At 71.7% G+C, this 20553-nt stretch carries 21 protein-coding genes and 2 pseudogenes; 16 read left to right on the top strand and 7 right to left on the bottom strand.

Annotated features, from left to right (window positions below; genetic code table 11):
• Positions 1 to 4: 4 nt before the first annotated feature.
• Positions 5 to 790, bottom strand: a complete 786-nt coding sequence (locus OHA99_RS15540; protein ID WP_153178481.1) for a hypothetical protein — start codon at positions 788 to 790, stop codon at positions 5 to 7.
• Positions 791 to 825: 35 nt separating this feature from the next.
• Positions 826 to 1728, bottom strand: coding sequence for a hypothetical protein (locus tag OHA99_RS15535; RefSeq protein ID WP_405696206.1), 903 nt, complete (start codon positions 1726 to 1728; stop codon positions 826 to 828).
• 551 nt (positions 1729 to 2279) lie between these two features.
• Between OHA99_RS15535 and OHA99_RS15530 the strand changes: the two genes are divergently transcribed.
• From OHA99_RS15530 to OHA99_RS15480, 11 genes are all read left to right on the top strand, one after another.
• Positions 2280 to 2999 (top strand): hypothetical protein, encoded by a 720-nt coding sequence (locus OHA99_RS15530; protein WP_153178479.1) that lies wholly within the window; start codon positions 2280 to 2282, stop codon positions 2997 to 2999.
• 18 nt (positions 3000 to 3017) lie between these two features.
• Positions 3018 to 3896: a hypothetical protein gene (locus tag OHA99_RS15525; RefSeq protein WP_405696204.1), complete on the top strand. Its 879-nt coding sequence runs from the start codon at positions 3018 to 3020 to the stop codon at positions 3894 to 3896.
• Entirely contained in the window at positions 3893 to 5200 is a 1308-nt protein-coding gene (locus OHA99_RS15520) for a CpaF family protein (protein ID WP_007443863.1), read from the top strand. Before OHA99_RS15525 ends, OHA99_RS15520 begins: the two co-directional genes overlap by 4 nt.
• A 7-nt stretch (positions 5201 to 5207) precedes the next feature.
• Positions 5208 to 6263, top strand: coding sequence for a type II secretion system F family protein (locus tag OHA99_RS15515; RefSeq protein WP_381500852.1), 1056 nt, complete (start codon positions 5208 to 5210; stop codon positions 6261 to 6263).
• A complete protein-coding gene (locus tag OHA99_RS15510) occupies positions 6260 to 7183 on the top strand; it encodes a type II secretion system F family protein (protein ID WP_042824882.1) in 924 nt (307 codons plus the stop codon). Before OHA99_RS15515 ends, OHA99_RS15510 begins: the two co-directional genes overlap by 4 nt.
• 57 nt (positions 7184 to 7240) lie before the next feature.
• Positions 7241 to 7492, top strand: coding sequence for a hypothetical protein (locus tag OHA99_RS15505; RefSeq protein ID WP_007443864.1), 252 nt, complete (start codon positions 7241 to 7243; stop codon positions 7490 to 7492).
• 29 nt (positions 7493 to 7521) lie between these two features.
• A complete protein-coding gene (locus tag OHA99_RS15500) occupies positions 7522 to 7983 on the top strand; it encodes a TadE family protein (RefSeq protein ID WP_007443865.1) in 462 nt (153 codons plus the stop codon).
• Positions 7984 to 8063: 80 nt separating this feature from the next.
• Positions 8064 to 8441 carry a TadE/TadG family type IV pilus assembly protein gene (locus OHA99_RS15495; protein WP_051005830.1) on the top strand — a complete coding sequence of 126 codons (378 nt, stop codon included), beginning with the start codon at positions 8064 to 8066 and terminating at the stop codon, positions 8439 to 8441.
• The gene (locus tag OHA99_RS15490) at positions 8438 to 8899 is read left to right on the top strand and encodes a TadE/TadG family type IV pilus assembly protein (protein ID WP_153178478.1); all 462 of its coding nucleotides are present in this window, start codon (positions 8438 to 8440) and stop codon (positions 8897 to 8899) included. Before OHA99_RS15495 ends, OHA99_RS15490 begins: the two co-directional genes overlap by 4 nt.
• A gap of 66 nt (positions 8900 to 8965) precedes the next feature.
• Positions 8966 to 9637, top strand: a complete 672-nt coding sequence (locus tag OHA99_RS15485) for a hypothetical protein (RefSeq protein WP_153178477.1) — start codon at positions 8966 to 8968, stop codon at positions 9635 to 9637.
• Positions 9638 to 9684: 47 nt separating this feature from the next.
• On the top strand, positions 9685 to 10677 hold the full coding sequence (locus OHA99_RS15480) for a hypothetical protein (protein ID WP_228126138.1): 993 nt from the start codon (positions 9685 to 9687) through the stop codon (positions 10675 to 10677).
• A 31-nt stretch (positions 10678 to 10708) separates the two neighbouring features.
• Here the strand turns inward: OHA99_RS15480 and OHA99_RS15475 are convergent, their stop codons facing one another.
• The 5 genes and pseudogenes from OHA99_RS15475 to OHA99_RS15455 all read right to left on the bottom strand — a co-directional run.
• The gene (locus tag OHA99_RS15475) at positions 10709 to 12631 is read right to left on the bottom strand and encodes a serine/threonine-protein kinase (protein WP_381500855.1); all 1923 of its coding nucleotides are present in this window, start codon (positions 12629 to 12631) and stop codon (positions 10709 to 10711) included.
• 90 nt (positions 12632 to 12721) lie between these two features.
• Positions 12722 to 12922 carry a hypothetical protein gene (locus OHA99_RS15470; protein WP_405696201.1) on the bottom strand — a complete coding sequence of 67 codons (201 nt, stop codon included), beginning with the start codon at positions 12920 to 12922 and terminating at the stop codon, positions 12722 to 12724.
• A gap of 102 nt (positions 12923 to 13024) precedes the next feature.
• Complete coding sequence (locus OHA99_RS15465; RefSeq protein ID WP_153178476.1) at positions 13025 to 13399, bottom strand: hypothetical protein; 375 nt, start codon at positions 13397 to 13399, stop codon at positions 13025 to 13027.
• 3 nt (positions 13400 to 13402) lie between these two features.
• Complete coding sequence (locus OHA99_RS15460) at positions 13403 to 13735, bottom strand: hypothetical protein (RefSeq protein ID WP_153178475.1); 333 nt, start codon at positions 13733 to 13735, stop codon at positions 13403 to 13405.
• A gap of 22 nt (positions 13736 to 13757) precedes the next feature.
• Positions 13758 to 14023: pseudogene (locus tag OHA99_RS15455) on the bottom strand (hypothetical protein); the annotation flags it as partial.
• Between the two features lie 10 nt (positions 14024 to 14033).
• On the opposite strand from OHA99_RS15455, the gene OHA99_RS15450 reads away from it, so the two are divergent.
• The 5 genes and pseudogenes from OHA99_RS15450 to mqnC all read left to right on the top strand — a co-directional run bounded on the left by OHA99_RS15450 (position 14034) and on the right by mqnC (position 20551).
• Positions 14034 to 14882 carry a hypothetical protein gene (locus OHA99_RS15450; protein WP_405696199.1) on the top strand — a complete coding sequence of 283 codons (849 nt, stop codon included), beginning with the start codon at positions 14034 to 14036 and terminating at the stop codon, positions 14880 to 14882.
• 82 nt (positions 14883 to 14964) lie between these two features.
• Positions 14965 to 15269: pseudogene (locus OHA99_RS15445) on the top strand (hypothetical protein); the annotation flags it as partial.
• A gap of 219 nt (positions 15270 to 15488) precedes the next feature.
• Complete coding sequence (locus tag OHA99_RS15440; protein WP_405696198.1) at positions 15489 to 18509, top strand: BTAD domain-containing putative transcriptional regulator; 3021 nt, start codon at positions 15489 to 15491, stop codon at positions 18507 to 18509.
• On the top strand, positions 18506 to 19273 hold the full coding sequence (locus tag OHA99_RS15435; RefSeq protein WP_366473094.1) for an A24 family peptidase: 768 nt from the start codon (positions 18506 to 18508) through the stop codon (positions 19271 to 19273). Before OHA99_RS15440 ends, OHA99_RS15435 begins: the two co-directional genes overlap by 4 nt.
• Positions 19274 to 19351: 78 nt before the next feature.
• The gene (gene mqnC / locus OHA99_RS15430) at positions 19352 to 20551 is read left to right on the top strand and encodes a cyclic dehypoxanthinyl futalosine synthase (RefSeq protein WP_054099434.1); all 1200 of its coding nucleotides are present in this window, start codon (positions 19352 to 19354) and stop codon (positions 20549 to 20551) included.
• The last annotated feature ends 2 nt before the right edge of the window (positions 20552 to 20553 follow it).

Raw genomic sequence — 20553 nt, 5'->3', positions numbered from 1 at the left:
CTTCTTACGACTCCGACCCGGCGGCCCCCAGCTTCCCGTTCTGCGCCTTCACCACCGTGGGCGACAGCCTCGCGTCGCTCGGCCTGCCGTTGGCGATGGCCATGCCGTCGGCCGAGAAGTAGACGGCGAGTACGTCGCCGCTGCGGACCACCTCGCCGTGCAGGACGTGCTGGACGCCGCGGAACGTCATCGTGGACGTGTAGCCGAGCGACTCGTCGCCGGCCGGGGTGACCTTCTCCGCGGTGACGGAGTCGTACGGGCTCTCGTTGCCGTTCGCCTTGGCCGTGAAGCCGTCGGCGCACGCGTCCACGGCCTTCCGTACGTCGGCGAAGGCGGACTGTGCCTTCCCCGGGGCGTAGGACGCCAGGGTGACGTACGTGTAGGTGATGCCCTTCGTCAGCCGCGTCGGCGCGTCCGTCGGTCCCGAGGCCACCCGGGTCAGATCGGCCTCGGGGGTGCCGAGCGGCAGTTGGTTCATGGCGAAGGCGAGGGGTGCGCAGGCGGGCTTGTCGACCGTCACCTCGTCGGGCGACTTGGCGAAGACGAACTCGTCGGACGGCTCGTCCACCTGGAAGCCGTCGGCGTCGGTCTTCGTGACGATCGTCGCGGCCAGGTGCTCCGCGGGGGAGGGGGCCTCGGCCGCGGACGCCGACGCGCTTGTCTTCGGCTTGTCGGTCGCGGGGTCCGGCTCCGAGTCGCCGCCGCACGCGGTGAGTGCGGTGAGGGACAGCAGGGACAGGGCGGTGAGGGCTGCCGATGCGGGGCGGTTCACGCGGTACACGCGGTTCACGGGTGCTCCGTTGCTTCGTGGGTGGGGGAGAGGTATCAGTGGTGGTCGTCGAGCAGTGCGCGCAACTGCGGGGAGAGTTCCGGTACGCGTGCGCCCGCCGCCTGCGCCGCCTCCAGCGCTGTGACGTACTTCAGGGCCTCCTCGCGCAACTCCTCCTTCTCGCGGCCCTGGCGACGGCCCGCCAGCCAGATCCAGACGGCCACGGGAACGAGGAGGAGGGCCGCGTAGCCGACCGCGGTGCCCACGGTGACGGCCCAGGTCACGCCACCCGCGCCGGCGAGGAACAGGAGGCAGCCCGTTTCGTCGTGCCAGCCGCCCGCGTCCGCCATGTGCTCGTAGGACGAAACGGCCGAGGGCTTCGGCGGTACGGATACGGATACGGAAGCGGTGGTCGGGGGTGATGGTGCCGGGGCCGATGGCGCCGGTGCCGGTGTCGAGTCCGGTGGCGAGTCCGAGGGGGCTTCCGGTGCCGGCTCCACCGGCGGGTACGTCGGGATCGGGGCCGCGCCCTTCCCGCCTCCGCCCGTCGACCGGCCCTCCAGCCACGGCGGTATGTGCGCCAGCGGGATGCCGTGGGCGCGGGCGACGCCGAGGACCTCGCGGTAGCCGGCCAAGGGGCCGTTGCGCAGGGCCTGCTTCCACTGGGCTCGCGCGTGTACGAGCAGGGCCGCGCCGACGACCGTCAGGGCGCCCGCGGCTCCCAGTACGGCGAACAGGTGGGCGTCCAGCGCCGGGGACAGCGGGATCGCGAAGGGCAGGAACATGCCCGCCATCAGTGTCAGCAGCCCCAGATAGGCCGCCGGCCGGCGTTGTTCCGTCTCCAGGGACTTGCGGCGTTCGGCCAGCAGCGCCGTCACGGCCGCGTCGTCGGTGTAGTCGACGCCGTACCGGGCGCCGATGTCCCGCGCGGCCTCCCGTACCCGGGTGTCGGACCTCAACGCCGCTCCGCTCACCGGAAGTAGACCCATCCGTGCCCCCGCCCCCGCTCCCTCTGCGTACTCGCCCCGTCACTGCCCCGTCACTGACCCGAGCGAAGATCATGGCACGAGCCGTCGGATCCCTCGTGAGTGAACCGTGCAGGGGTCATGGGCGCACCGTGACGAACCGCACGGGGAAGGCGTCCGGCCCTGGCCCTCATTGGTTCGCGCGAGCACAGTGGGAGGGGTACTCGGCGGGGCCGTGCTCAAGGGGGTTCCGTGGGCGTGAAGTTGCAGATGAATAACGGTGGGCGGGGTGTCTGGGCAGGGGGTGAGCGTGCCTTGAGGGGCTTATGTGCGGCTGATACGGTGCGATGGCTTGACACTCGCCCTACTGCTGGTTAATCGCCCAGGTCGGGCGGGTGCGTCAGGGGATGCCCCGGGACGCCACCGGTCGGGCAGGCGCGGGCGAAGTGTCCGAAATTGCAGATGATTCTGCCCACTTGGTCGATCGGCGCCCAAGTGGGTACGTGGCAGACGATTTCTTTCTTGGTTGTACGGGGAGCGGTTGCGTGAAGATCCAGGAGCGTACGGGGGCGGGCGCGGGACGTGCCGCGGCTCCGGCTCAGCCGTCGGTCGGTGACCGGCTTCCCAGCCCTCCTCGCGAGCGCAAGCCGGCGCTGGCCGCGCTGGCGGTACTGCTGATCCTGCTGGGCGCGCTGGGTGCGACGATGCTCGTGCTGCAGGTCGGGGACCGGGTCGAGGCCATCCAGGTGACCGAGGACATCAAGCCCGGTGCGTCCATCACCAAGGACAACATCAAGGTCGTCATGGTGAACGACGACTCCGGTGCCAACTTCGTGCCGTGGGAGCAGCGCGCGAGCTTGATGAAGCTCCAGGCCAAGTCCACGGTCTACGCGGGCACCGTCGTCGTCGGTGAGATGTTCGCCGGCAAGGTGCAGATGCCCGAAGGCAAGGCGTCCGTCGGTCTGGCTCTCAAGGAGGGCCAGTACTACGCCGACATCAAGGGTGGTGACACGGTCGCCGCATACCGCGTCGGTACCAGTGGCTCCAGCAGCTCGGACTCGTCCGACAAGGACTCCTCGTCGTCCTCCTCCGGCAACGGTCTCATCGCGACCGCCTCCGTGCAGAACGTCAAGGGCGAGAGCGACGCCACCGTGAGCACCGGCAGCAAGTCCATCACCCTCCTGGTCGACGAAGGTGACGCGGCCGCGCTCGCGTCGGCCTCGTCCGCCGGCGAGGTCGCCCTCGTGCGCGTTCCCGCCAAGTAGAAGGCGACCGACGAAGCCATGGCTCTCATCGCCCTCGCCGCGGACAAGGGTTCGCCCGGCGTCACCACCGCTGCCGTCGCCCTCGCGGCGGTCTGGCCGCGCCGTGTCCTGCTCGCCGAGGCCGACCCGGCGGGCGGCGACCTGGTGTACCGGTCCGCCGCCGCGCACGGCGGTCCGCTGAACCCGAACACCGGCATGCTCTCGATCGCCGCGACCGCCCGCCGCGGCCTCGTGCCCGACCAGCTCTGGGACCACGTACAGCCGCTCAGCGGCGGCCTCGAGGTCCTCGTCGGACTCGGCATCTCCGAGCAGGCCGCCGGGCTCGCGGGCCTGTGGCCCACCCTCGGCCGGGCCTTCGCCTCCCTCGCCGACTCCCCGAACGCCCCCGCCGACGTCCTCGCCGACTGCGGCCGGATCAGCGGGGACTCCCCGGCGACCGAGCTGTTCCCGCACGCCTCGCTCGTCCTGCTCCTCTCCCGTACCGAGCCGGAGGCCATCGCCCGGGTCCGGGACCGTGCCGCCACGCTGTCCAACAAGCTGCACGGCGGATCGCGCGGGGCCTCGAGCCTCGGTCTGCCGCTGATCGGTGTCGTGCTCGTCGCCGACACCAACAACGCCGCCAAGCTCTCCGGCCAGGTCAACGACATGCTGGTGCACGCCCAGACCGGCGCCCGCGTGGTCGGCACCATCGCCGACGACCCGGCCGGCGCCGACCAGCTGGCCGGGCGCAGGCGTGGGCGGCTGGAGAAGTCGCTGCTCATCCGCTCGGCCCGCAAGGTCACCTCGGACCTGTACCAGCAGTTCGGCGCCGCCTGGTCCGTGCCCGGCGGACCCACGGGCGCGACCGGCCCCGTCGGTCCCGCCGGCATGTCCGGCCACGCGGGGGCCGGACGATGACCGCTGTTGACCACTCGTTGGTCAAGCGGTTCCGGCAGGACGCCGGTGACCGCATCGCCGAGCAGCGCCGCCAGGACCAGGCCGGCGGCGTCACCCCGATGTCCACCGAGGACGAACGGCACTACGCCCGCGCCGTCATCGCGCAGATACTCGAGGAGTACGCCCGCGCCGAGATCAACGCCGGGCGTACGCCGCTGGACGCGGAGACCGAGGAGGCGTACGCGGCGGCCGTGCACGCCGCGCTGTTCGGCGTGGGGCGGCTCCAGCCGCTCCTCGACGATCCCGAGGTCGAGAACATCGACATCAACGGCTGCGACCACGTCTTCGTCGGCTACGCCGACGGGCGCGAGGTGCGCGGCGAGCCGGTCGCCGAGACCGACGAGGAACTCATCGAGCTGATCCAGATCCTCGGCGCCTACTCCGGCCTCTCCTCCCGCCCCTTCGACTCCGCCAACCCGCAGCTGGACCTCAGGCTGCCGGACGGTTCGCGTCTGTCGGCGGTCATGGACGTCGCCCGGCGCCCCGCGCTCTCCATCCGCCGCGCGCGGCTGGGCAAGGTCTTCATCTCCGACCTGGTCGGCAACGGCACCCTCACCCCCGAGCTGGGCCACTTCCTGGCCTGCGCGGTCCGGGCCCGCAAGAACATCATGATCGCCGGCGCCACCAACGCCGGCAAGACGACGCTGCTGCGCGCCCTCGCCAACGAGATCCCGCCGCACGAGCGGTTGATCACCGTCGAACGGGCACTGGAACTCGGCCTCGACACCTTCCCCGAACTCCACCCCAACGTCGTGGCGTTCGAGGAGCGGCTGCCCAACTCCGAGGGCCAGGGCACCATCAGCATGGCGGAACTGGTCCGCCGTTCGCTGCGCATGAACCCCTCCCGCGTCATCGTCGGCGAGGTGCTCGGCGACGAGATCGTCACCATGCTGAACGCGATGTCGCAGGGCAACGACGGCTCGCTCTCCACGATCCACGCCAACAGCTCGCACGAGGTCTTCAACCGCATCTCCACGTACGCCCTCCAGGCGACGGAGCGGCTGCCGATCGAGGCCAGCCAGATGCTGGTGGCCGGCGCCGTCAACTTCGTCGTCTTCGTCCAGCGGCGCAACGACTTCCAGAGCGGCGGCCGCCTCCAGCGCATGGTCACCTCGGTCCGCGAGGTCAACGGCGTCGACGGCCGTGTGCTGTCCAGCGAGGTGTTCGCCGAGGCGGCCGACGGCCAGGTCGTACCGCACGCCCCCATCGCCTGCCTGGAGGAACTCATCGCCTACGGCTACCGGCCCAACGGAACGTGGGGGTGAGACGGACATGAGCGACACGCATCACATGGCCACACTGGCGGCACTGGACTCGCTCGGCTCCATGGGCGGGCTGTTCTCCACCACGGTCATGTACGCGCTCGGCTGCGGCGTCGCCGTCGGCGGCGGCCTCGCCCTGTTCCTGGTCGCCGTACGCGGACTGCCCGCCAAGCCCGAACACGAGAAGCGGCAGGCCAGCGAGCGGGTCAACGAGCTGATCCGCTGGGCCGGCCGGCGCGGCTCCGCCGCGGCCCTCGTCGGTCTCGTCGTCCTGCTCCTGACCCGCTGGGCGGTGCTCGGCATCGCGGCCGGTGTCCTCGTCTTCTTCTGGGACCGTCTCTTCGGCGGCGCCGCCGAGGAACGCGCCGCCATGAAGCGGGTCGAGGCCCTCGCCTCCTGGACGGAGTCGCTGCGCGACACGATCGCGGGCGCGGTCGGCCTGGAGCAGGCCATCCCCGCCTCGGCCCGCGCCGCCGCCCCGGTGCTGCGCCCCCACCTGGACGCCCTGGTCGACCGGCTGCGCTCGCGCACCCCGCTGCCCGACGCGCTCCAGCACCTCGCCGACGAGATCGACGACGCGTCCGCCGACATCATCGTCGCCGCCCTGATCCTCAACGCGCGGCTGCGCGGCCCCGGTCTGCGCCAGGTCCTCGGCGCGCTCGCCAAGTCGGCGCGCGAGGAGGTCGACATGCGCCAGCGCGTGATGGCCCAGCGCGCCTCGACCCGCCGGTCCGTGCAGATCGTGGTCGCGGTGTCGGTGCTCTTCGTCCTCGGCCTGTCCATCTTCAACCGGGACTTCGTCGAGCCGTACAGCTCGCCCGTCGGCCAGCTCGTCCTGGCCTGCGTGTGCGGTCTGTTCGCGCTGGGCTTCTGGTGGATGCGCAAGCTGTCGACCATCGAGACGCCGGAACGCTTCCTGGTCCGGGACGGCTCCGACGTCCAGTTCGTGCGCCCGCGCACGCCGGGCCGGCCGGGCGCCTCCGGTCCGCCCGGACAGCCCGTACAGCGTCTGCCGCAACCGTCACAGCCGTCGCCCGCGTCTGGGGACGAGGGGGTACGACGATGAACCTGACCATGCCGGTCCTGGTCGGTGCCGTTATCGGCCTGGGCATCTACGTTCTGGTCCGCGCCCTGATGCCGAGCAGACGCAGCCCGGTCCAGCAGGTCGCCCGGATCGACGCGATGCGGGCGCGCGGGGCGGCGTACGAGTCGTCGTCGCGCACGGCGCAGGACACCGGCCGCCTCGGCTCGCTGCGGGCCCGGATCGGCGCCCGCGTCGCCGAGTTGTACCTTCAGCAGGGCTGGCAGCAGCGCTCGCTGCGCGCGGACCTGGCGGTGCTCGACCGCAGCTGGGAGAAGTTCCTGGCGACGAAGGTGCTGCTGGCCGTGGGCGGTCTGTTCTTCGGCCCGCTGCTGTTCGCGATCGTCTGGCAGCTGGGTTTCGGCGACAGCCCGATCATCCCGGTCTGGCTGGCCCTGCTCTGTGCGGCGCTCTTCTTCTTCCTCCCCGACCTGGAGGTACGCCGGGACGCCGCCGACAAGCGCCGTGACCTGCGGCGCGTGATCGGCGCCTACCTGGACCTGGTCTCCATGAGCCTGGCCGGCGGCCGGGGTCTGCCGGAGGCCCTGATGGCGGCGGCGGAGGTGTCGGACGGCTGGGCGACCCACCGCATCCGCAACGCCCTGTCCGACGCCCGCATCACGGGCATCAGCCAGTGGCAGGCGCTGGGCCAGCTCGGCGAGGACCTGGGCGTCGAGGAGCTCAAGGACCTCTCCGCCTCGCTCGCCCTGGTGGCGGACGACGGCGCCAAGGTCCGCGAGTCCCTGTCCTCCCGCGCCGAGACCATGCGCCACCGCGAACTCGCCGAGATCGAGGGCAGCGCGGGTGAGAAGTCCCAGTCGATGCTCGTGGCCCAGCTCCTGCTGTGCGCCGGGTTCCTGGTGTTCCTGATCTACCCGGCGGCGATGCGGGTGTTTCAGGTGTGACTCAGCTCCTCCAGCTCCGAGCCGCTTCCAGAATCTGATTCGAGAGGACACATCACCATGAACGGACGGAACTTCCGCACCGGTATCCCGGCCGTGGACTTCCTGGTCACCTTCCTTCAGGGCCGCGTCGAGCGCGCCCGCTCCGGCGAACTCGACCGCGGCGCGTCCGCCGTCGAGTGGGTCATCATCTCGGCGGTCGTCGTCGCGATCGTCGGCGTGGTGGCCGCCATCATCAGCCAGGCGCTGGACAAGGGCGCCACCAAGGTCGGCGAGTGCATCGAGGGCGCCGACGCGAGTGGCACCTGCTGAGGCCGGACGGACGTACGGGGTACACGGGGATGCCGGCAAGCGTGCTCGGACGGGTACGCCGCAGGGTGGAGACCGCGCGTGAAGCGGCGGCCACCCGCGGCGATTCCGGCATGACCGCGATCGAGTTCGTGTTCCTCACGCCGGTCCTGTTCTTCATGATCTTCGCGACGGTGCAGTTCGGTCTGTACTTCTTCGCCGACCACGTGGCCCAGGCGGCGGCCCAGGCGGGCGCCCGCAAGGCCCGCGCCACGGCGCACGACCAGCCCGGCGGCTGGCGGGGCGAGGCGCGGGACGTGGTCGACAGCTACATCCGCCAGCTGGGCCCCCAGCTGGTCCTGGGACCGGACGTGAAGATGCTCCAGCCCGAACAGGACACGGTCGGCGTGGAGATCACGGCCCGGGTCCCCACGGTCTTCCCGGGCCTGGACCTGACGGTGCACGCGCAGTCGACGGGGCCGGTGGAACGGTTCGTGCAGGAGGGGGAGAACTAGTGGTCGCCCACTCCCACTCCCACTCCCGCACCGGCGCGCGAACGGCCGGGGCCGGCGGCGTCGGGACGGACGACCGGGGCCTGTCCACCATCGAGGTGGTGATCCTCGCCCCGGTGATGATCCTCTTCATCCTCGTCCTGGTGGGCTTCGGCCAGCTCGTCGAAGGCCGCGGCGCCCTGGACGGCGCGGCCCGGGACGCGGCACGCGCGGGCTCGATCCAGAAGGACCACGGCACGGCGATGGCCGAGGCGAGGAAGGCGGCCCAGGCAGACCTGGAGGACGTCTGCTCCGGCCCCGTGTCCGTCGTCCAGAAGAGCGCCGGCTTCGAACCGGACACGCTCTTCACGGTCGAGGTCAGCTGCGAGGTGCGCGGCCTGTCGATGATCGGCCTCGACATCCCCACGACCCTCTCGGCGAGCTTCAGCTCCCCGCTGGACCCGTACCGGAGGGCCGCGTGAGACACCTCCTCCCCGACCGGCTGGTGGAGCGCGGCGCCCGCCTGGACGACCGCGGCTCCGGTGCCGGCGCGGTCATCATCTTCGCCCTGGTCTTCCTCGCCCTCTCGGCCTTCGTCATCGACGGCGGCATGTCCATCTCCAAGCGCGAACGCGCCGCGGACATCGCCGAACAGGCCGCCCGCTACGCCGCCCAGGACATAGACCGCGAGGCCGTCTACGAGAACGAGGGCGGCCCCGCCCCCATCAACTACGAGAACTGCGACGCCCGGGTCAAGGCATTCGCCGCCGAGATGGACATGACCGGCGGCGACATCGCCGCGACGCACTGCGTGACGGCCGACGCCGGGCGGGTGCAGGTCGAGGTCCAGCTCACGTACTCCCCGGTGTTCACGGGGGCGTTCTACGGCGGCGACGTCGTGGTCCACGGTCGGGCGGTGGCGGAGAACGAGGTGGGATGACCGATGCCGCCCCGCCCGCAGATGCCATCCATCCTTCCTTCCCCCACTGACGGAGGTACGACTCCCATGCGCACACGTACGACGACCGCGACCGCTGCCGCCGCCCTGACGGCGGCGGTGGCCCTGCTGCTGACCGCCTGCGGCGGCGGCTCGGACTCCGACGACTCGGGGAAGGACGAGATCGCGGGCGCGGACACGGGGGCTTCGGCGTCCGCGTCGGCGTCGCCTTCGCCGTCCGCGAGTGAGGACGGGGTGGACCGGCCGGAGATCAAGCTGCCCGCCGACGTCAAGAACGTGTTCGAGGGCACCAAGACCGGGGATCCCGTCAAGGACGCGGTGCTCGCGGACAACGAGCGGATGATCAACTCGATCGACGAGGCGATCACCGTCGACGCCGAGGAACACCCGGCCCTGAAGTTCTACAGCAAGGACAACGCCCTGGTCGCGGCCGCGACCTACGTCCAGACCTTCTACGAGGGCGGCACCACCTGGACCGGGTCCACGCGGTACTACGACCGCGAGGTCACCCTCAGCGGTGACAACGCCGCCACGGTGACGTACTGCGGTGACGAGACGGAGTCGTACAGCAAGGACCGGAAGACCAAGAAGGTCAAGAAGACGCCCGGCGACGCGGACGACTACGTCTCGTACAACGCGCGCATGGAGAAGAACGCCGACGGCGTGTGGCAGACCGTGAACGTGGTGTCGGAGCGAGGATCGGAGAAGTGCCAGCCGTGAGCCGTACACGTCGACAGGGTTTCGTAGTCGCCGCACTCGTTCTCCCGATGGCCCTGGCACCGACGGCCGCACAGGCCGGAGGGAAGACGGGGGACGGCAGCAGCCTGGGCGATGCCAAGGGCGGCGTCCAGGGCAAGAACCTCACGGTGCAGACCAGGGTCCGGACGACGGTCAACGGCACCCCCGGTTCGGGCAGGACCGGCAACCTCTCGTCCACCGACAGCAACTGGACGCCGCCGGCGTGCTGGTACGAGCCCGCCTTCTCACCCAAGCAGATCGAGGCCACTGTCAAGGCCATGCGGGGCATCAGCGAGCTGCCGTTCATCGGGGACATCGGTGAGTTCGTCGGCGACACGCTGGACCAGCGGTACAAGGAGGGCAAGCCGTACAAGGACTACAACCTCGACAAGCAGGGCGAGGGCATGTTCTGGGCGGCCGCGGTCAACCCCAACCGCAAGGACGACCCCGAGGCCAGCGCCTGCGACAAGCCGCCGTTCTGGGTGGACAACGGCACCACCCCCGACGAGCCCCTCGCCGTGTCGCCGAAGATCCTCGCCGAGTACGCCTACGACGAACTCCCGGTCCCCGGCACGAGGATCGAGATGCGGCCGGCCGAGACCACCAAGGTGAACCTCCCCACCTGGGTCTGGCTGGACAGGACGAGGTTCAAGAAGATCTCGGTCACCGCGAGTCTCCCCGGCACCGGCCTCTCCGCCACCACCACCGCCGAACCCGTCTCCCTGCACATCGACCCCGGCACGCGTGACGCCCGGACCTACCCGGCGTCCGGCGACTGCGAGCTGAACGCCGACGGCAGCATCGGGGCGCCGTACGAGCAGGGCAGGGCGAACGACACCCCGCCCTGCGGCGTCACGTACCTGCGCTCCTCCGGCTCCGACGGTTCGTACCCCCTGCGGGCCACCGTCACCTGGAAGATCTCGTGGACCAGCACCACGGGCGAGAGCGGCAACCTTCCTGAAGGCACATTCGGTGCGACGGAGGACGTGAAGGTGCAGGAGATCCAGTCGGTGAACCGCTAGGACCCGGCCACGGCCACGGCCACGGCCAAGGTCACTCGGGCTTCCACTGGGTGGCCGTGAAGACGTACGTACGCAGGTGGTCGTTCTCGGGGCCCTCGTCGTTGGCCCTGGTGACCCACAGCTGGGTCACCGCGCCCTGGCCGGACTCGACGCACAGCGCGGTGCCCACCTTGAGCAGCGAGTCGTCCCTGATCCTGCTGAGCGGGATCGGGTTCGGCAGCGTCGCCGCGCGGGCGGCGTCGCGGCACTCGGTGGGTGTGGGGCGTCGCTCGGCGAGGATGCCGAACGTTCCGCCGCCGTCGGCGAGGCGGATGCCGTTCACCTTGATCGGGTCGGGGCAGTCCGTGTACGTCAGCCACTGCCCGGAGGTCGGGACGTAGGACCCGTTGGTCTTCAGGTCGAGGTCGTTGACGTCGAGCGTGGTGACGTCGGCGGGGTTGCACAACGTGCCCGAGCCGACGTCCTGGGCGTTCGCGTAGTACTTGGGTGCCCGCAGGACGAGGTTCTTGTCCCGCACGCTGACCTGCCATCCCGCCTCGGTCTTCGGCGCGTCGCCGGCCGAGGGCACACCGGCCCCGGGGGCCTGCTCGGCCGAGCCGGTACCCGCCGTGCCGGTGTCGGTGTCGGTGCCGGTGCCGGTGCCGGTGTCGGAGGATGCCGGGTCCGTGGCACCACCGGACGCCGCCCGGTCGTTGTCGCCGGAAGCGTCGTCCGCCGTCAGCTGATAGGCGAGGACCGAGCCTCCGCCGACGGCGAGAACACCGACGACGGCGAGAGCGGCGACCAGCGGCCCGCGTCGGCGCCCGGACGGTGACCCGGGGCCCTGACGGGCCGGGCCACCACCCGGCTGCGGCGGCTGGGCCGGAGCGGTGGGCGCCGAGGCCACGAACGCCGTGCCCGGCGCGCTCGCGGGCCGCGTGGGCGCCGCCGCGGCGAACGCGGCCTGCGGCGACAGGCCGGGCTGGGTGGGCACGGGAGGGGCGGCCGGCAGGGGAACCACCGGGTGCGCGGGCTGCGCGGGCGGCGGCACGGCGTCGACCGGGCCGGGAGCGGGCGCCGAGTACAGGCGCAGCGTCTGCTCCTGTTGCGCGATCTGCTGGGAAACGGCCGTCGGCAGCCACCACCCCTCCTGGCGGGCCAGGCCGGAGGTCCCGGCCAGCGTGTGACACACCTCGACGACGTGCGCCGGAGTCGGCCGTGCGGCCGCCTCCTTGGCAAGACAGGCACCGACGAGACCGCGCAACTCCTCGGGGCAGGCGGTCAGATCGGGCTCGTTGGACACGATCCGGTACAGCAGCGCGTGGGAGGACCCCTCGCCGAAGGGATGGCGTCCGGTGGCCGCGAAGCAGGCGACGAGTCCGAGCGCGAAGACGTCCAGGGCGGGGGTGACGTCACCGCCCACGGCCTGCTCGGGCGCCATGTAGGCGGGCGTACCCAGCCGCACGTCCGTTCCGGTCAGCGCGGTGGTGTCGGCGGCGCGGGCGATCCCGAAGTCGATGACGCGGGGCCCGTCCGAGGCGAGGAGCACGTTGGACGGCTTCAGGTCACGGTGGACGACGCCGGCGGCGTGGATGCTCTGCAGGGCCTCGGCGATGCCGGCGACCAGTTGCAGCACCGTGGGCAACGGCAACGGGCCGTGCTGGTACACGGCGGCGGAGAGGGAGGGGCCGGGCACGTACCCGGTGGCGAGCCAGGGCTCGGACCCGTCGGTGAGACTGTCGAGCACGGGCGCGGTGTACGGACCCTGTACGCGCCGGGCCGCCGCCACCTCGTGGGTGAATCGCCTGCGGAACTCCGCGTCCTGGGCGTAGTCACGCCGTACGACCTTCAGCGCGACCGGCTGCCCGCCGCGCGTGTGCGACAGATAGACGACTCCCATGCCGCCCTCACCCAACCGCGCGCGCAACCGGTAGCCGGCTATCTCCCGGACGTCGTCGGCTGACAGGGCTTCCATCGGGGAGTCCTTCCGCGGGTGGGCTGAGTGAGCCATGGTACGGAAGTGATCCGCCGGCACGGCCGGACGGGGCGGGGCGGAAGTGCGTCGTCAGCCCATGGGAACGCCGAGATCCCGCGTCAGGATCTCGACGAGCCTGCTCTCCGGCACCTCGGGCGGACAGTGGCCCAACTCCCCGGCGTGCGCGCGGAATGCCTCGGGCAGGGCGAGGCGATACGTGGCCACGCAGTACGCGAGGTCGTCCCGCCAGAGCCAGGCGCCGTCGGTGAGCAGCGAGCCCGCCCCTGCCAACGTCGGCCCCCCCCCGGAATCCAGTACGTCGGCCTGTCCCAGCCGGGCGAGAGCTCGTCGAAGAACCCGACGGCCCGGACCGTACGTGCCGTCCGGGTGCCCTCAGTCGGGCAACGGGAGCCCTTCGGCCCGCGCGATGTCGCGTGCTCGTTCAACGCTGACCTCCGGGGCCGAGAAACGGAGCGAAACGACGTGCCGGACGAACGCCGGCGGCGGCGCCACGCGGTGCTGCCGGACGTGGTCCGCCCAGGCGAGGGCCCAGACCCAGCGTCCGTCGGTCATGATCCCCACGCGTACGCGCAGGCGCGCCGAGTCGGAGAACGGATCCGGCAGCGTGCCGGGTGAGAACCGTACGGGTTCGGCTTCCTCCAGGAACCTGGCCAGGGACTCGGCCAGCCCGTCGGGGAGCGTGCCGGGGGCGAAGTCGGCCTCCAGCCGGGGCTCGCCGACGAGGTGGGGCACGGGGAGCCTGGCCATCCGCTACTTGTCGCCGCCCTTGCCGCCCCGCTTGTCCTCGGTCTTCACGGCGTCGTTGACCTGCTTGGTGAGTTCGTCGTCGAGCTTCTTGAACTCGCGCACCACGGCGTCCGACATGCTGCCGAGCGCGTCGAGCTGCTGGGTGATGTCCTCGCGGCCGTCCTCCCAGTTGGACTCGAAGTCGTCGAGCGCGTCATTGACGCCGCCGTCGCCGATGTCGTCCTTGTAGGACTCGAACAGCTTCTTCGTGTGATTCAGCCGCGTCTTGAGGGACCGCAGCCGGCGCCCGTAGTCCTCCAGCTCGGTCAACGGCAGTGCGAGGTCGCTCTTGCCCATGTCCCGGAGTCCTCTCTGCGGTTCAGACGAAACGGAACGTGCCGGTCACAGCTTCGAAGATGTCGTGGAACGCCTCGGCGAGATCCAGCACCGAGCCGGCTCCGGAGACGAGGACGACCTGGTCGGCCGTTCCGGGGACGGGAACGTACGTCTGCGTCAGCACCATACGAAGGGTACGGCTGTCGCCCTGCGCCACGGGCACGTCCTCCACACCGTACGTCCGCGCTGCAGGGCCCACCTCGGGAATGCCGACGGTCGTCGCCCGCGCCAGGCGTCGCTTTCGCGCCGTGCCGGCTCGATGACCGTACGTCCGCTCGTGATCGGTCCGGACAACGTGCCGCTGATCGCAGGCGAGCGGGAGGCCGAGAGGGATGTTCCGCAGACATGGTTCGTCAACAGCCGGTTCCTGGCACGGCCAGGGCCCGTCCGTTGGCAGGACCGGCTCTTGGATAGCGTGGTCGACTCCAGCTGCCCCCACCTCAACGGGAGTCCAAGCGTGAACCGCCCCGCCCGGCCAGTGACCGTCGCGCTCACCGCATCCGCGGCCCTGCTGTTGACCGCCTGCGGCTCGGGCGACGACGACGCGTCGTCGGACAAGATCAAGGGCGCGGACACCAGTAGTGGGGCAACCGCCTCCGTGAGTCCTACGGCCTCTGCCGCACCGGAGGGTGCCGACCGGCCGGAGATCACACTCCCCAAGGAGTTCCAGGCCGACTTCGAAAGCTGGACGAACAGCGATCCGAAGCTCCAGGCGATCCTGAACGACGGCCGCGAGGAGTTGCGTTCCCAGTACGCCGCGGTGATCGAGGCGGACCTGGGGTCCGAAGCGGTGGCGTTCTACAACTCGGACGCCACTCTGCCGACCGCCCGCAACTGGATCAAGCAGTTCGTCGACGATGACGAAACCCTGATCGGCAAGGTCACGGTCTTCGACCCCCAGGTCAGCATCGGTGACTCCGGATCCGGTGTGCTCTTCTACTGTGTCGACGAGCGCCAGGCATCCACGAAGGACCGCAAGACCGGCGAAGTCACCAAGACCCCGGACAAGCCGGAGAGCGTGATCCAGTACCGGATCAACCTCGACGAGACGTCGCAAGGAGTCTGGAAAGCCGCGTCCGTCGAGGTGGCCCCGGGAGCCTGCTCCTGATGAGGGTGCTGTTCAAGGCGGGGCTCGTGCTCTCCGGAGCGCTTTGTGCGGTGGCCCTGGCCTCTCCGGGCGCCCAGGCAAGGTGAACCTGCCGACCTGGGTGTGGCTGGACAAGGCGACCTTTCAGGAGGTCAAGGTCCGTGCGGAGCTGGAGGCGGCCGGCGTGTGGGCGGAGACCACCGCCAAACCCGTGGCACTGCACCTGGACCCGGGCACCGAGGATGCCGAGACGTACCCCTCGTCCGGCGACTGCGAGATCAACGCACGTCGATCACATGGGAGATCTCCTGGCAGGGCTCCGGCGGAGCCCAGGGCGATCTGCCCGACGGCACCTTCGAGACCACACAGGACCTGGCTGTGCGGGAGATCCAGGCCGTCAACCGATAGGCCCCGTCGGTTGCCGGGGGCGGGAGACCCCTGCCTCAGGGTGGGGCACTCCGACGGCTTTACGGGTAAAGGGGGAGAAACGGTGCAGGAGTTGCGAGCCCGGTTCTTCGGGGCCTTCTCCGCTGTCGGCGCCAGTCCATAAGATCTCTGTAGGCTCGACGAGCCCCCCCGACAGCTCACGCAGTTGACTCCTCCCGCACTCGACACAGGACACCCGCCATGCCGCGACGCCGCACCACCAGCTCGTCAAGCTCGACGGCTCCCTCGGCACCCTCCGCTCCAAGGAACCGCACGCCCCAGCCCGTGCGGGTGCGGCGGCGGTCGTTCGGGGACTTCGTCAAGGCGTTCCTCGCCTTCGTCGTGCTGCTCGTGCTGGTCGTCGGGGTGCCCGTCGCGCTGGCGAGCCAGATCGGCTGGCCGTTCCCCGACGGTGCGCCCGGCCTCGACTGGCTTCAGCGCGAGATCACGGTCCACACGTTCCTGTCCATCCTCACCGTCGTCGTCTGGCTGGCCTGGGCGCAGTTCACCGCCTGTGTGCTCGTCGAGGTCAAGGCGGCGGCCTCCGGTGTCGGCGTGCCGGGGCGGGTGCCGGGGTCGGGGCCCAGTCAGCTGCTGGCCCGGCAGCTCGTCGCCGCCCTCCTCCTCGTCGGCGCCACCGCCGCGAGCCTCACGCCGGGGCTGTCGCAGCTCGGGCAGAGCCTGGAGGGGAACCAGCAGCCGTCCGTCGCCGCGGCCCAGCAGACGCCGGGGCTCTTCGCGCAGCAGCAGGAGCAGGCCGCCGCCACCGCGGGCGCCCTCGCCGAGCAGGCCGGGCAGGCGGGGCAGGCGGCCGCCCGTGCGGACGGCGGAGCCTCCGCCGCGCACGGCGACACGAAGTACTACCGGATCCAGCCGCCCGAGGGTCGCCACCACGACTCCCTCTGGGAGGTGGCCGAACGGCACCTCGGGGACGGGCGGCGGTACAAGGAGATCTTCGAGCTCAACAAGGACCGCGTGCAGCCGGACGGGTCCCGCCTGTCGGAGGCCTCCCTCATCCGGCCCGGCTGGATCATGGAGATGCCCGGCGACGCCCGCGGCGGCGAGCTGGTCGAGATGCCCGACGCCGCGCCGAACGTCTCCGAGCAGGTCCAGCAGCAGATCAGCGACTACGCCCGGAGCGGGGACCACGCCCAGGGAAGCGGCGGCGGCGACGCCCAGGTGTCCCTGCCCGAGCAGCGGCCCGCGCCCACCCCCGCGAACCCCGTCACGCCGGCCACCCCCGTACCCGGCGCGGGTCAGGAGCACGCCACTCCCGCCGCCGGACAGGCCGAGGACTCCTTCGGGCTGCCCGAGGCGCTCCTCGCCGCGCCCCTGCTCGCCGCCGGTCTCCTCGGCGCCCTCGGACGGCGGCGCCGGCAGGCGATGTGGCAGTCGGCGCTCGGCGCGGTCGCCGGACGGCGCGGCATGGAGCCGCCCACGCCGACCGGCGACGCCCAGGACGTGCAGGACGCGCTGCTCGTCGGCGCCGACCCCGAGGGCGTACGCCTGCTCGACCGGTCGCTGCGCGGACTGGCCGCCTCACTCGCCGCCGAGTCCCGCCCGCTGCCCGTCGTCTACGCGGCCTGGATGAGCGGCAACGGCGACCTGCACCTCCAGCTCGCCCAGCCCGCCGGGAAGCCGCCCGCGCCCTGGCAGCAGGGGCAGGACCAGACCTTCTGGATGCTCGCCCGCTCCGACGCCGAGGGGTACGAGGAGGCCGAGACGGCCGCGCCGTACCCCGGGCTCGTCAGCCTCGGCACCATGGACGACTCCCGGCTGCTGCTCAACCTGGAGGCCGTGCCCGGCATCGTCTCGCTCAGCGGGACCGAGACCGACCGGGCCGCCGTGTTCGCGTCGGTCGCCGCCGAGCTGGCCACCAACGGCTGGTCGGACCGTATGACCATCACCCTCGTCGGGTTCGGGGACGACCTCACCCCCCTCGCGCCGAACCGGATCCGCCACCTCGACGGGTTCGAGGACCTCCTCGAGACCATGTCGGCCGAGACCCGGCAGCGGCGCGGCGCGCTCGGCGCCGCCGGACACGACTCGGTGCTCACCGGCCGTACCGGGCCCGCCCAGCACACGCGTTGGGCCCCGCACCTCGTCCTGCTCGCCGCCCAGCCGTCCGACGAGGAGGCCCTCCAGCTCGCGGAGCTGGCCGCCGACGCGGGCCGCCTCGGCATCGGCTACCTCGTCGGCACCGGGGGCACCGACCTGCCCGGCGCGGCGTGGGAAATGGAGATCACCGGCGAGGGGCGGCTGCTCGCACCGCTGCTCGGACTGGAGCTGGAGGCCCAGTCGCTGCCCGTCGCGCAGCAGCGTGCCGTCGTCGAGCTGTTCACCGACGCCGACCCGGGTTCCGGTCCTGGTTCCGGTCCTGGCTCCGGTCCCGAGGGCGGGCCCCGGCGGGCGGCCAACACCCCGCCGTTCCTCGTCGACGTCAGCGAGCAGGGGCGGCCCGCCGTGTACGCCCGCCTCGTCGGGTCGTACGAGATCATCGGCCTGGACGCGCCCGACGGCGAGCGCAGCGCCCTGCTGCACGAGGCGCTGGCGCTGCTCCTGCTGCACCGCGAGGGGGTCCACCCGCGCGTGCTGTCCTCCGCGCTGTGGCCGCGCGGCGTGACGGCGGACGTGCGCGACGCGCTGCTGGAGCGGCTGCGGGCCTGGCTCGGCACCGACCCCGACGGCACGCCGCGGCTCGCGACCGACGCCGCCGGACGGCTCACCCTCGCCGGGTCCGTCGTCTCCGACCTCGACGTACTGCGCTCCCTCTACTACGAGGCCACGCAGGGCCGGGGTGTCGACAGCCGCCAGGTGCGCGGGCGGCTGCTCACCGACGCGCTGGTGCTGGTGCGCGGGCCGCTGCTCGCCGACCGGCCCGAAGGCCGCTACCGCTGGCTCACCCACGAGATCGTCGACGCCCAACTCCCCCTGCTCGTCGCGGACACCGGCCTCGCGCTCTGCGGGTTCCACCTGGAGAAGAACCGCGCGGAGAAGGCCATCGAGGCGCTCAACGCGGCCCTGCGCACCGCCCCCGCCGACGAGCGCCTGTGGCACGAACTGCTGCGCGCCACGCACACCACCGGCGACCCCGACCGGCTGCGCGCCCTCGCCGCCGACCTCGTCGACCGCAGCGGCGCGCGCGGGGTGCCGCCGCGCACCGAGGCGCTGCTCGACGAACTGCTGCCGACCTGGCGCGAGGGCGTCGCCGCCGCCGGATGAGCATCGACACCGCCATGGACAGCGCCGTCGACATCGATCTCGTGGTCGTCCTCGTCGCCGCGCTGTGGGGCGCGGCGACGGGCGCGCTGCTGCCCCGTGCCGCCTACCGGTTCTCCGCCCCTTCCGGGGAGGCGTGGCACGAGCGCTGCCCGGACGGGCACCCCGTCCGGGGCTGGCTCGGCCGGGCCCGGTGCGGGCGGTGCCCGACGGACCAGGCGTCCTACGGCCCCCGCACCGCGTCCCTCGCCACCGCCACCGCCCTCGTCTGCGCCGCCCTCGCCGCCGCCACCGGGACCCGCCCCGAGGTCGCCGTCTGGCTGCTGCTCGCCCCGGCCGGCGTACTGCTCGCCGTCGTCGACCTGAAGGTACGGCGGCTGCCCGACCCGCTCACCCTCCCGCTCGCCTGCGCCGCGCTCGTCCTGCTCGGCCTGACCGCGCTCGTGCCCGAGCACGCGGGGGAGTGGACCACCGCCCTGCTGGGCGCCCTCGCCCTCGGCGCCGGCTACCTCGTGCTGTTCCTCATCAACCCGGCCGGCATGGGCTTCGGCGACGTCAAGCTCGCCCTCACGGCCGGGGCGGTCCTCGGCTGGTACGGCTGGCCCACGCTGATGCTGGGCACCTTCGCCGGGTTCCTGCTCGGGGCGCTGTACGGCGGCGCCCTCCTCGTCGCCCGGCGCGCGGACCGCAAGACGGCCATCCCCTTCGGGCCGTTCCTGATCGCGGGCGCCTTCCTCGGCGTCCTGGCCGGGGCGTACGCGGCCTGACCACGAGCGGGTGAAGGGCCTGGCGTACGCTGGTGCGGTCCGTCCACAACCCTTACGAACCTTGCGAAAGGGACGCCGGTGACCGAGAAGGCCGACCTTCAGCCCATCCTCGACCGCGCCGCCGCCGGTGGGCGGATCACCCCCGAAGAGGCGCTCGACCTCTACCGGGACGCCCCGCTGCACGCGCTGGGCGCCGCCGCCGACGCCGTACGCAGGCGCAAGTACGCCGGTACGGAGCACATCGCGACGTACATCATCGAGCGGAACATCAACTACACGAACGTGTGCGTCACGGCGTGCAGGTTCTGCGCCTTCTACGCCGCGCCCAAGGACACCGCCAAGGGCTGGACCCGCGACCTCGACGACATCCTGCGCCGTTGCGCGGAGACGATCGAGCTGGGCGGCACGCAGATCATGTTCCAGGGCGGCCACCACCCGGACTACGGCGTCGAGTACTACGAGAAGCACTTCGCCGCCATCAAGAAGGAGTTCCCCGAACTCGTCATCCACAGCCTGGGGGCGAGCGAGGTCGAGCACATGGCGCGGATCTCGAAGGTGTCGGTCGAGGAGGCCATCACCCGGATCCACGCCGCCGGGCTCGACTCCTTCGCCGGGGCCGGGGCGGAGCTGCTGCCCGAGCGGCCGCGCAAGGCCATCGCGCCGCTCAAGGAGTCCGGCGAGCGCTGGCTGGAGATCATGGAGATCGCGCACGGGCTGGGCGTCGAGTCGACGTCCACCATGCTGATGGGCACCGGCGAGACCAACGCCGAGCGCATCGAGCACCTGCGCATGATCCGGGACGTGCAGGACCGCACGGGCGGCTTCCGCGCCTTCATCCCGTACACCTACCAGCCCGAGAACAACCACCTGAAGGGCCGCACCCAGGCCACGCTCTTCGAGTACCTGCGGATGATCGCCATCGCCCGCGTGTTCCTCGACAACGTCGCCCACATCCAGGGCTCCTGGCTGACCACCGGCAAGGAGGTCGGCCAGCTCTCCCTGCACTACGGCGCGGACGACCTCGGCTCGATCATGCTGGAGGAGAACGTCGTCTCCTCCGCCGGCGCCAAGCACCGCTCCAACCGGATGGAGATCATCGACCTCATCCGCAAGGCGGGGCGGGTGCCCGCCCAGCGGGCCACCACGTACGAGCACCTCGTCGTGCACGACGACCCGGCGAACGACCCCGTCGACGAGCGGGTCGTCTCCCACATCTCGTCCACGGCCATCGAGGGCGGTACGGCCCACCCCGAGCTGAAGCTGCTCGCGTCCAACTGAGG

Source organism: Streptomyces coelicoflavus, assembly GCF_045041415.1.
GTDB classification, from domain to species: Bacteria; Actinomycetota; Actinomycetes; order Streptomycetales; family Streptomycetaceae; genus Streptomyces; species Streptomyces coelicoflavus.
Note: the sequence above shows the minus strand (reverse complement) of the source record. Positions and strands in the feature narration are given on the sequence as shown.

Excerpts from the sequence above, each read along its gene's own strand:
- OHA99_RS15525 (WP_405696204.1), top strand. The coding sequence starts at position 3,018 with ATGGCTCTCATCGCCCTCGCCGCGGACAAGGGTTCGCCCGGCGTCACC.
- OHA99_RS15520 (WP_007443863.1), top strand. The coding sequence starts at position 3,893 with ATGACCGCTGTTGACCACTCGTTGGTCAAGCGGTTCCGGCAGGACGCC.
- OHA99_RS15515 (WP_381500852.1), top strand. The coding sequence starts at position 5,208 with ATGAGCGACACGCATCACATGGCCACACTGGCGGCACTGGACTCGCTC.
- OHA99_RS15510 (WP_042824882.1), top strand. The coding sequence starts at position 6,260 with ATGAACCTGACCATGCCGGTCCTGGTCGGTGCCGTTATCGGCCTGGGC.
- OHA99_RS15505 (WP_007443864.1), top strand. The coding sequence starts at position 7,241 with ATGAACGGACGGAACTTCCGCACCGGTATCCCGGCCGTGGACTTCCTG.
- OHA99_RS15500 (WP_007443865.1), top strand. The coding sequence starts at position 7,522 with ATGCCGGCAAGCGTGCTCGGACGGGTACGCCGCAGGGTGGAGACCGCG.
- OHA99_RS15485 (WP_153178477.1), top strand. The coding sequence starts at position 8,966 with ATGCGCACACGTACGACGACCGCGACCGCTGCCGCCGCCCTGACGGCG.
- OHA99_RS15480 (WP_228126138.1), top strand. The coding sequence starts at position 9,685 with ATGGCCCTGGCACCGACGGCCGCACAGGCCGGAGGGAAGACGGGGGAC.
- OHA99_RS15475 (WP_381500855.1), bottom strand. The coding sequence starts at position 12,631 with ATGGAAGCCCTGTCAGCCGACGACGTCCGGGAGATAGCCGGCTACCGG.
- OHA99_RS15465 (WP_153178476.1), bottom strand. The coding sequence starts at position 13,399 with ATGGCCAGGCTCCCCGTGCCCCACCTCGTCGGCGAGCCCCGGCTGGAG.
- OHA99_RS15460 (WP_153178475.1), bottom strand. The coding sequence starts at position 13,735 with ATGGGCAAGAGCGACCTCGCACTGCCGTTGACCGAGCTGGAGGACTAC.
- OHA99_RS15450 (WP_405696199.1), top strand. The coding sequence starts at position 14,034 with ATGACCGTACGTCCGCTCGTGATCGGTCCGGACAACGTGCCGCTGATC.
- OHA99_RS15440 (WP_405696198.1), top strand. The coding sequence starts at position 15,489 with ATGCCGCGACGCCGCACCACCAGCTCGTCAAGCTCGACGGCTCCCTCG.
- OHA99_RS15435 (WP_366473094.1), top strand. The coding sequence starts at position 18,506 with ATGAGCATCGACACCGCCATGGACAGCGCCGTCGACATCGATCTCGTG.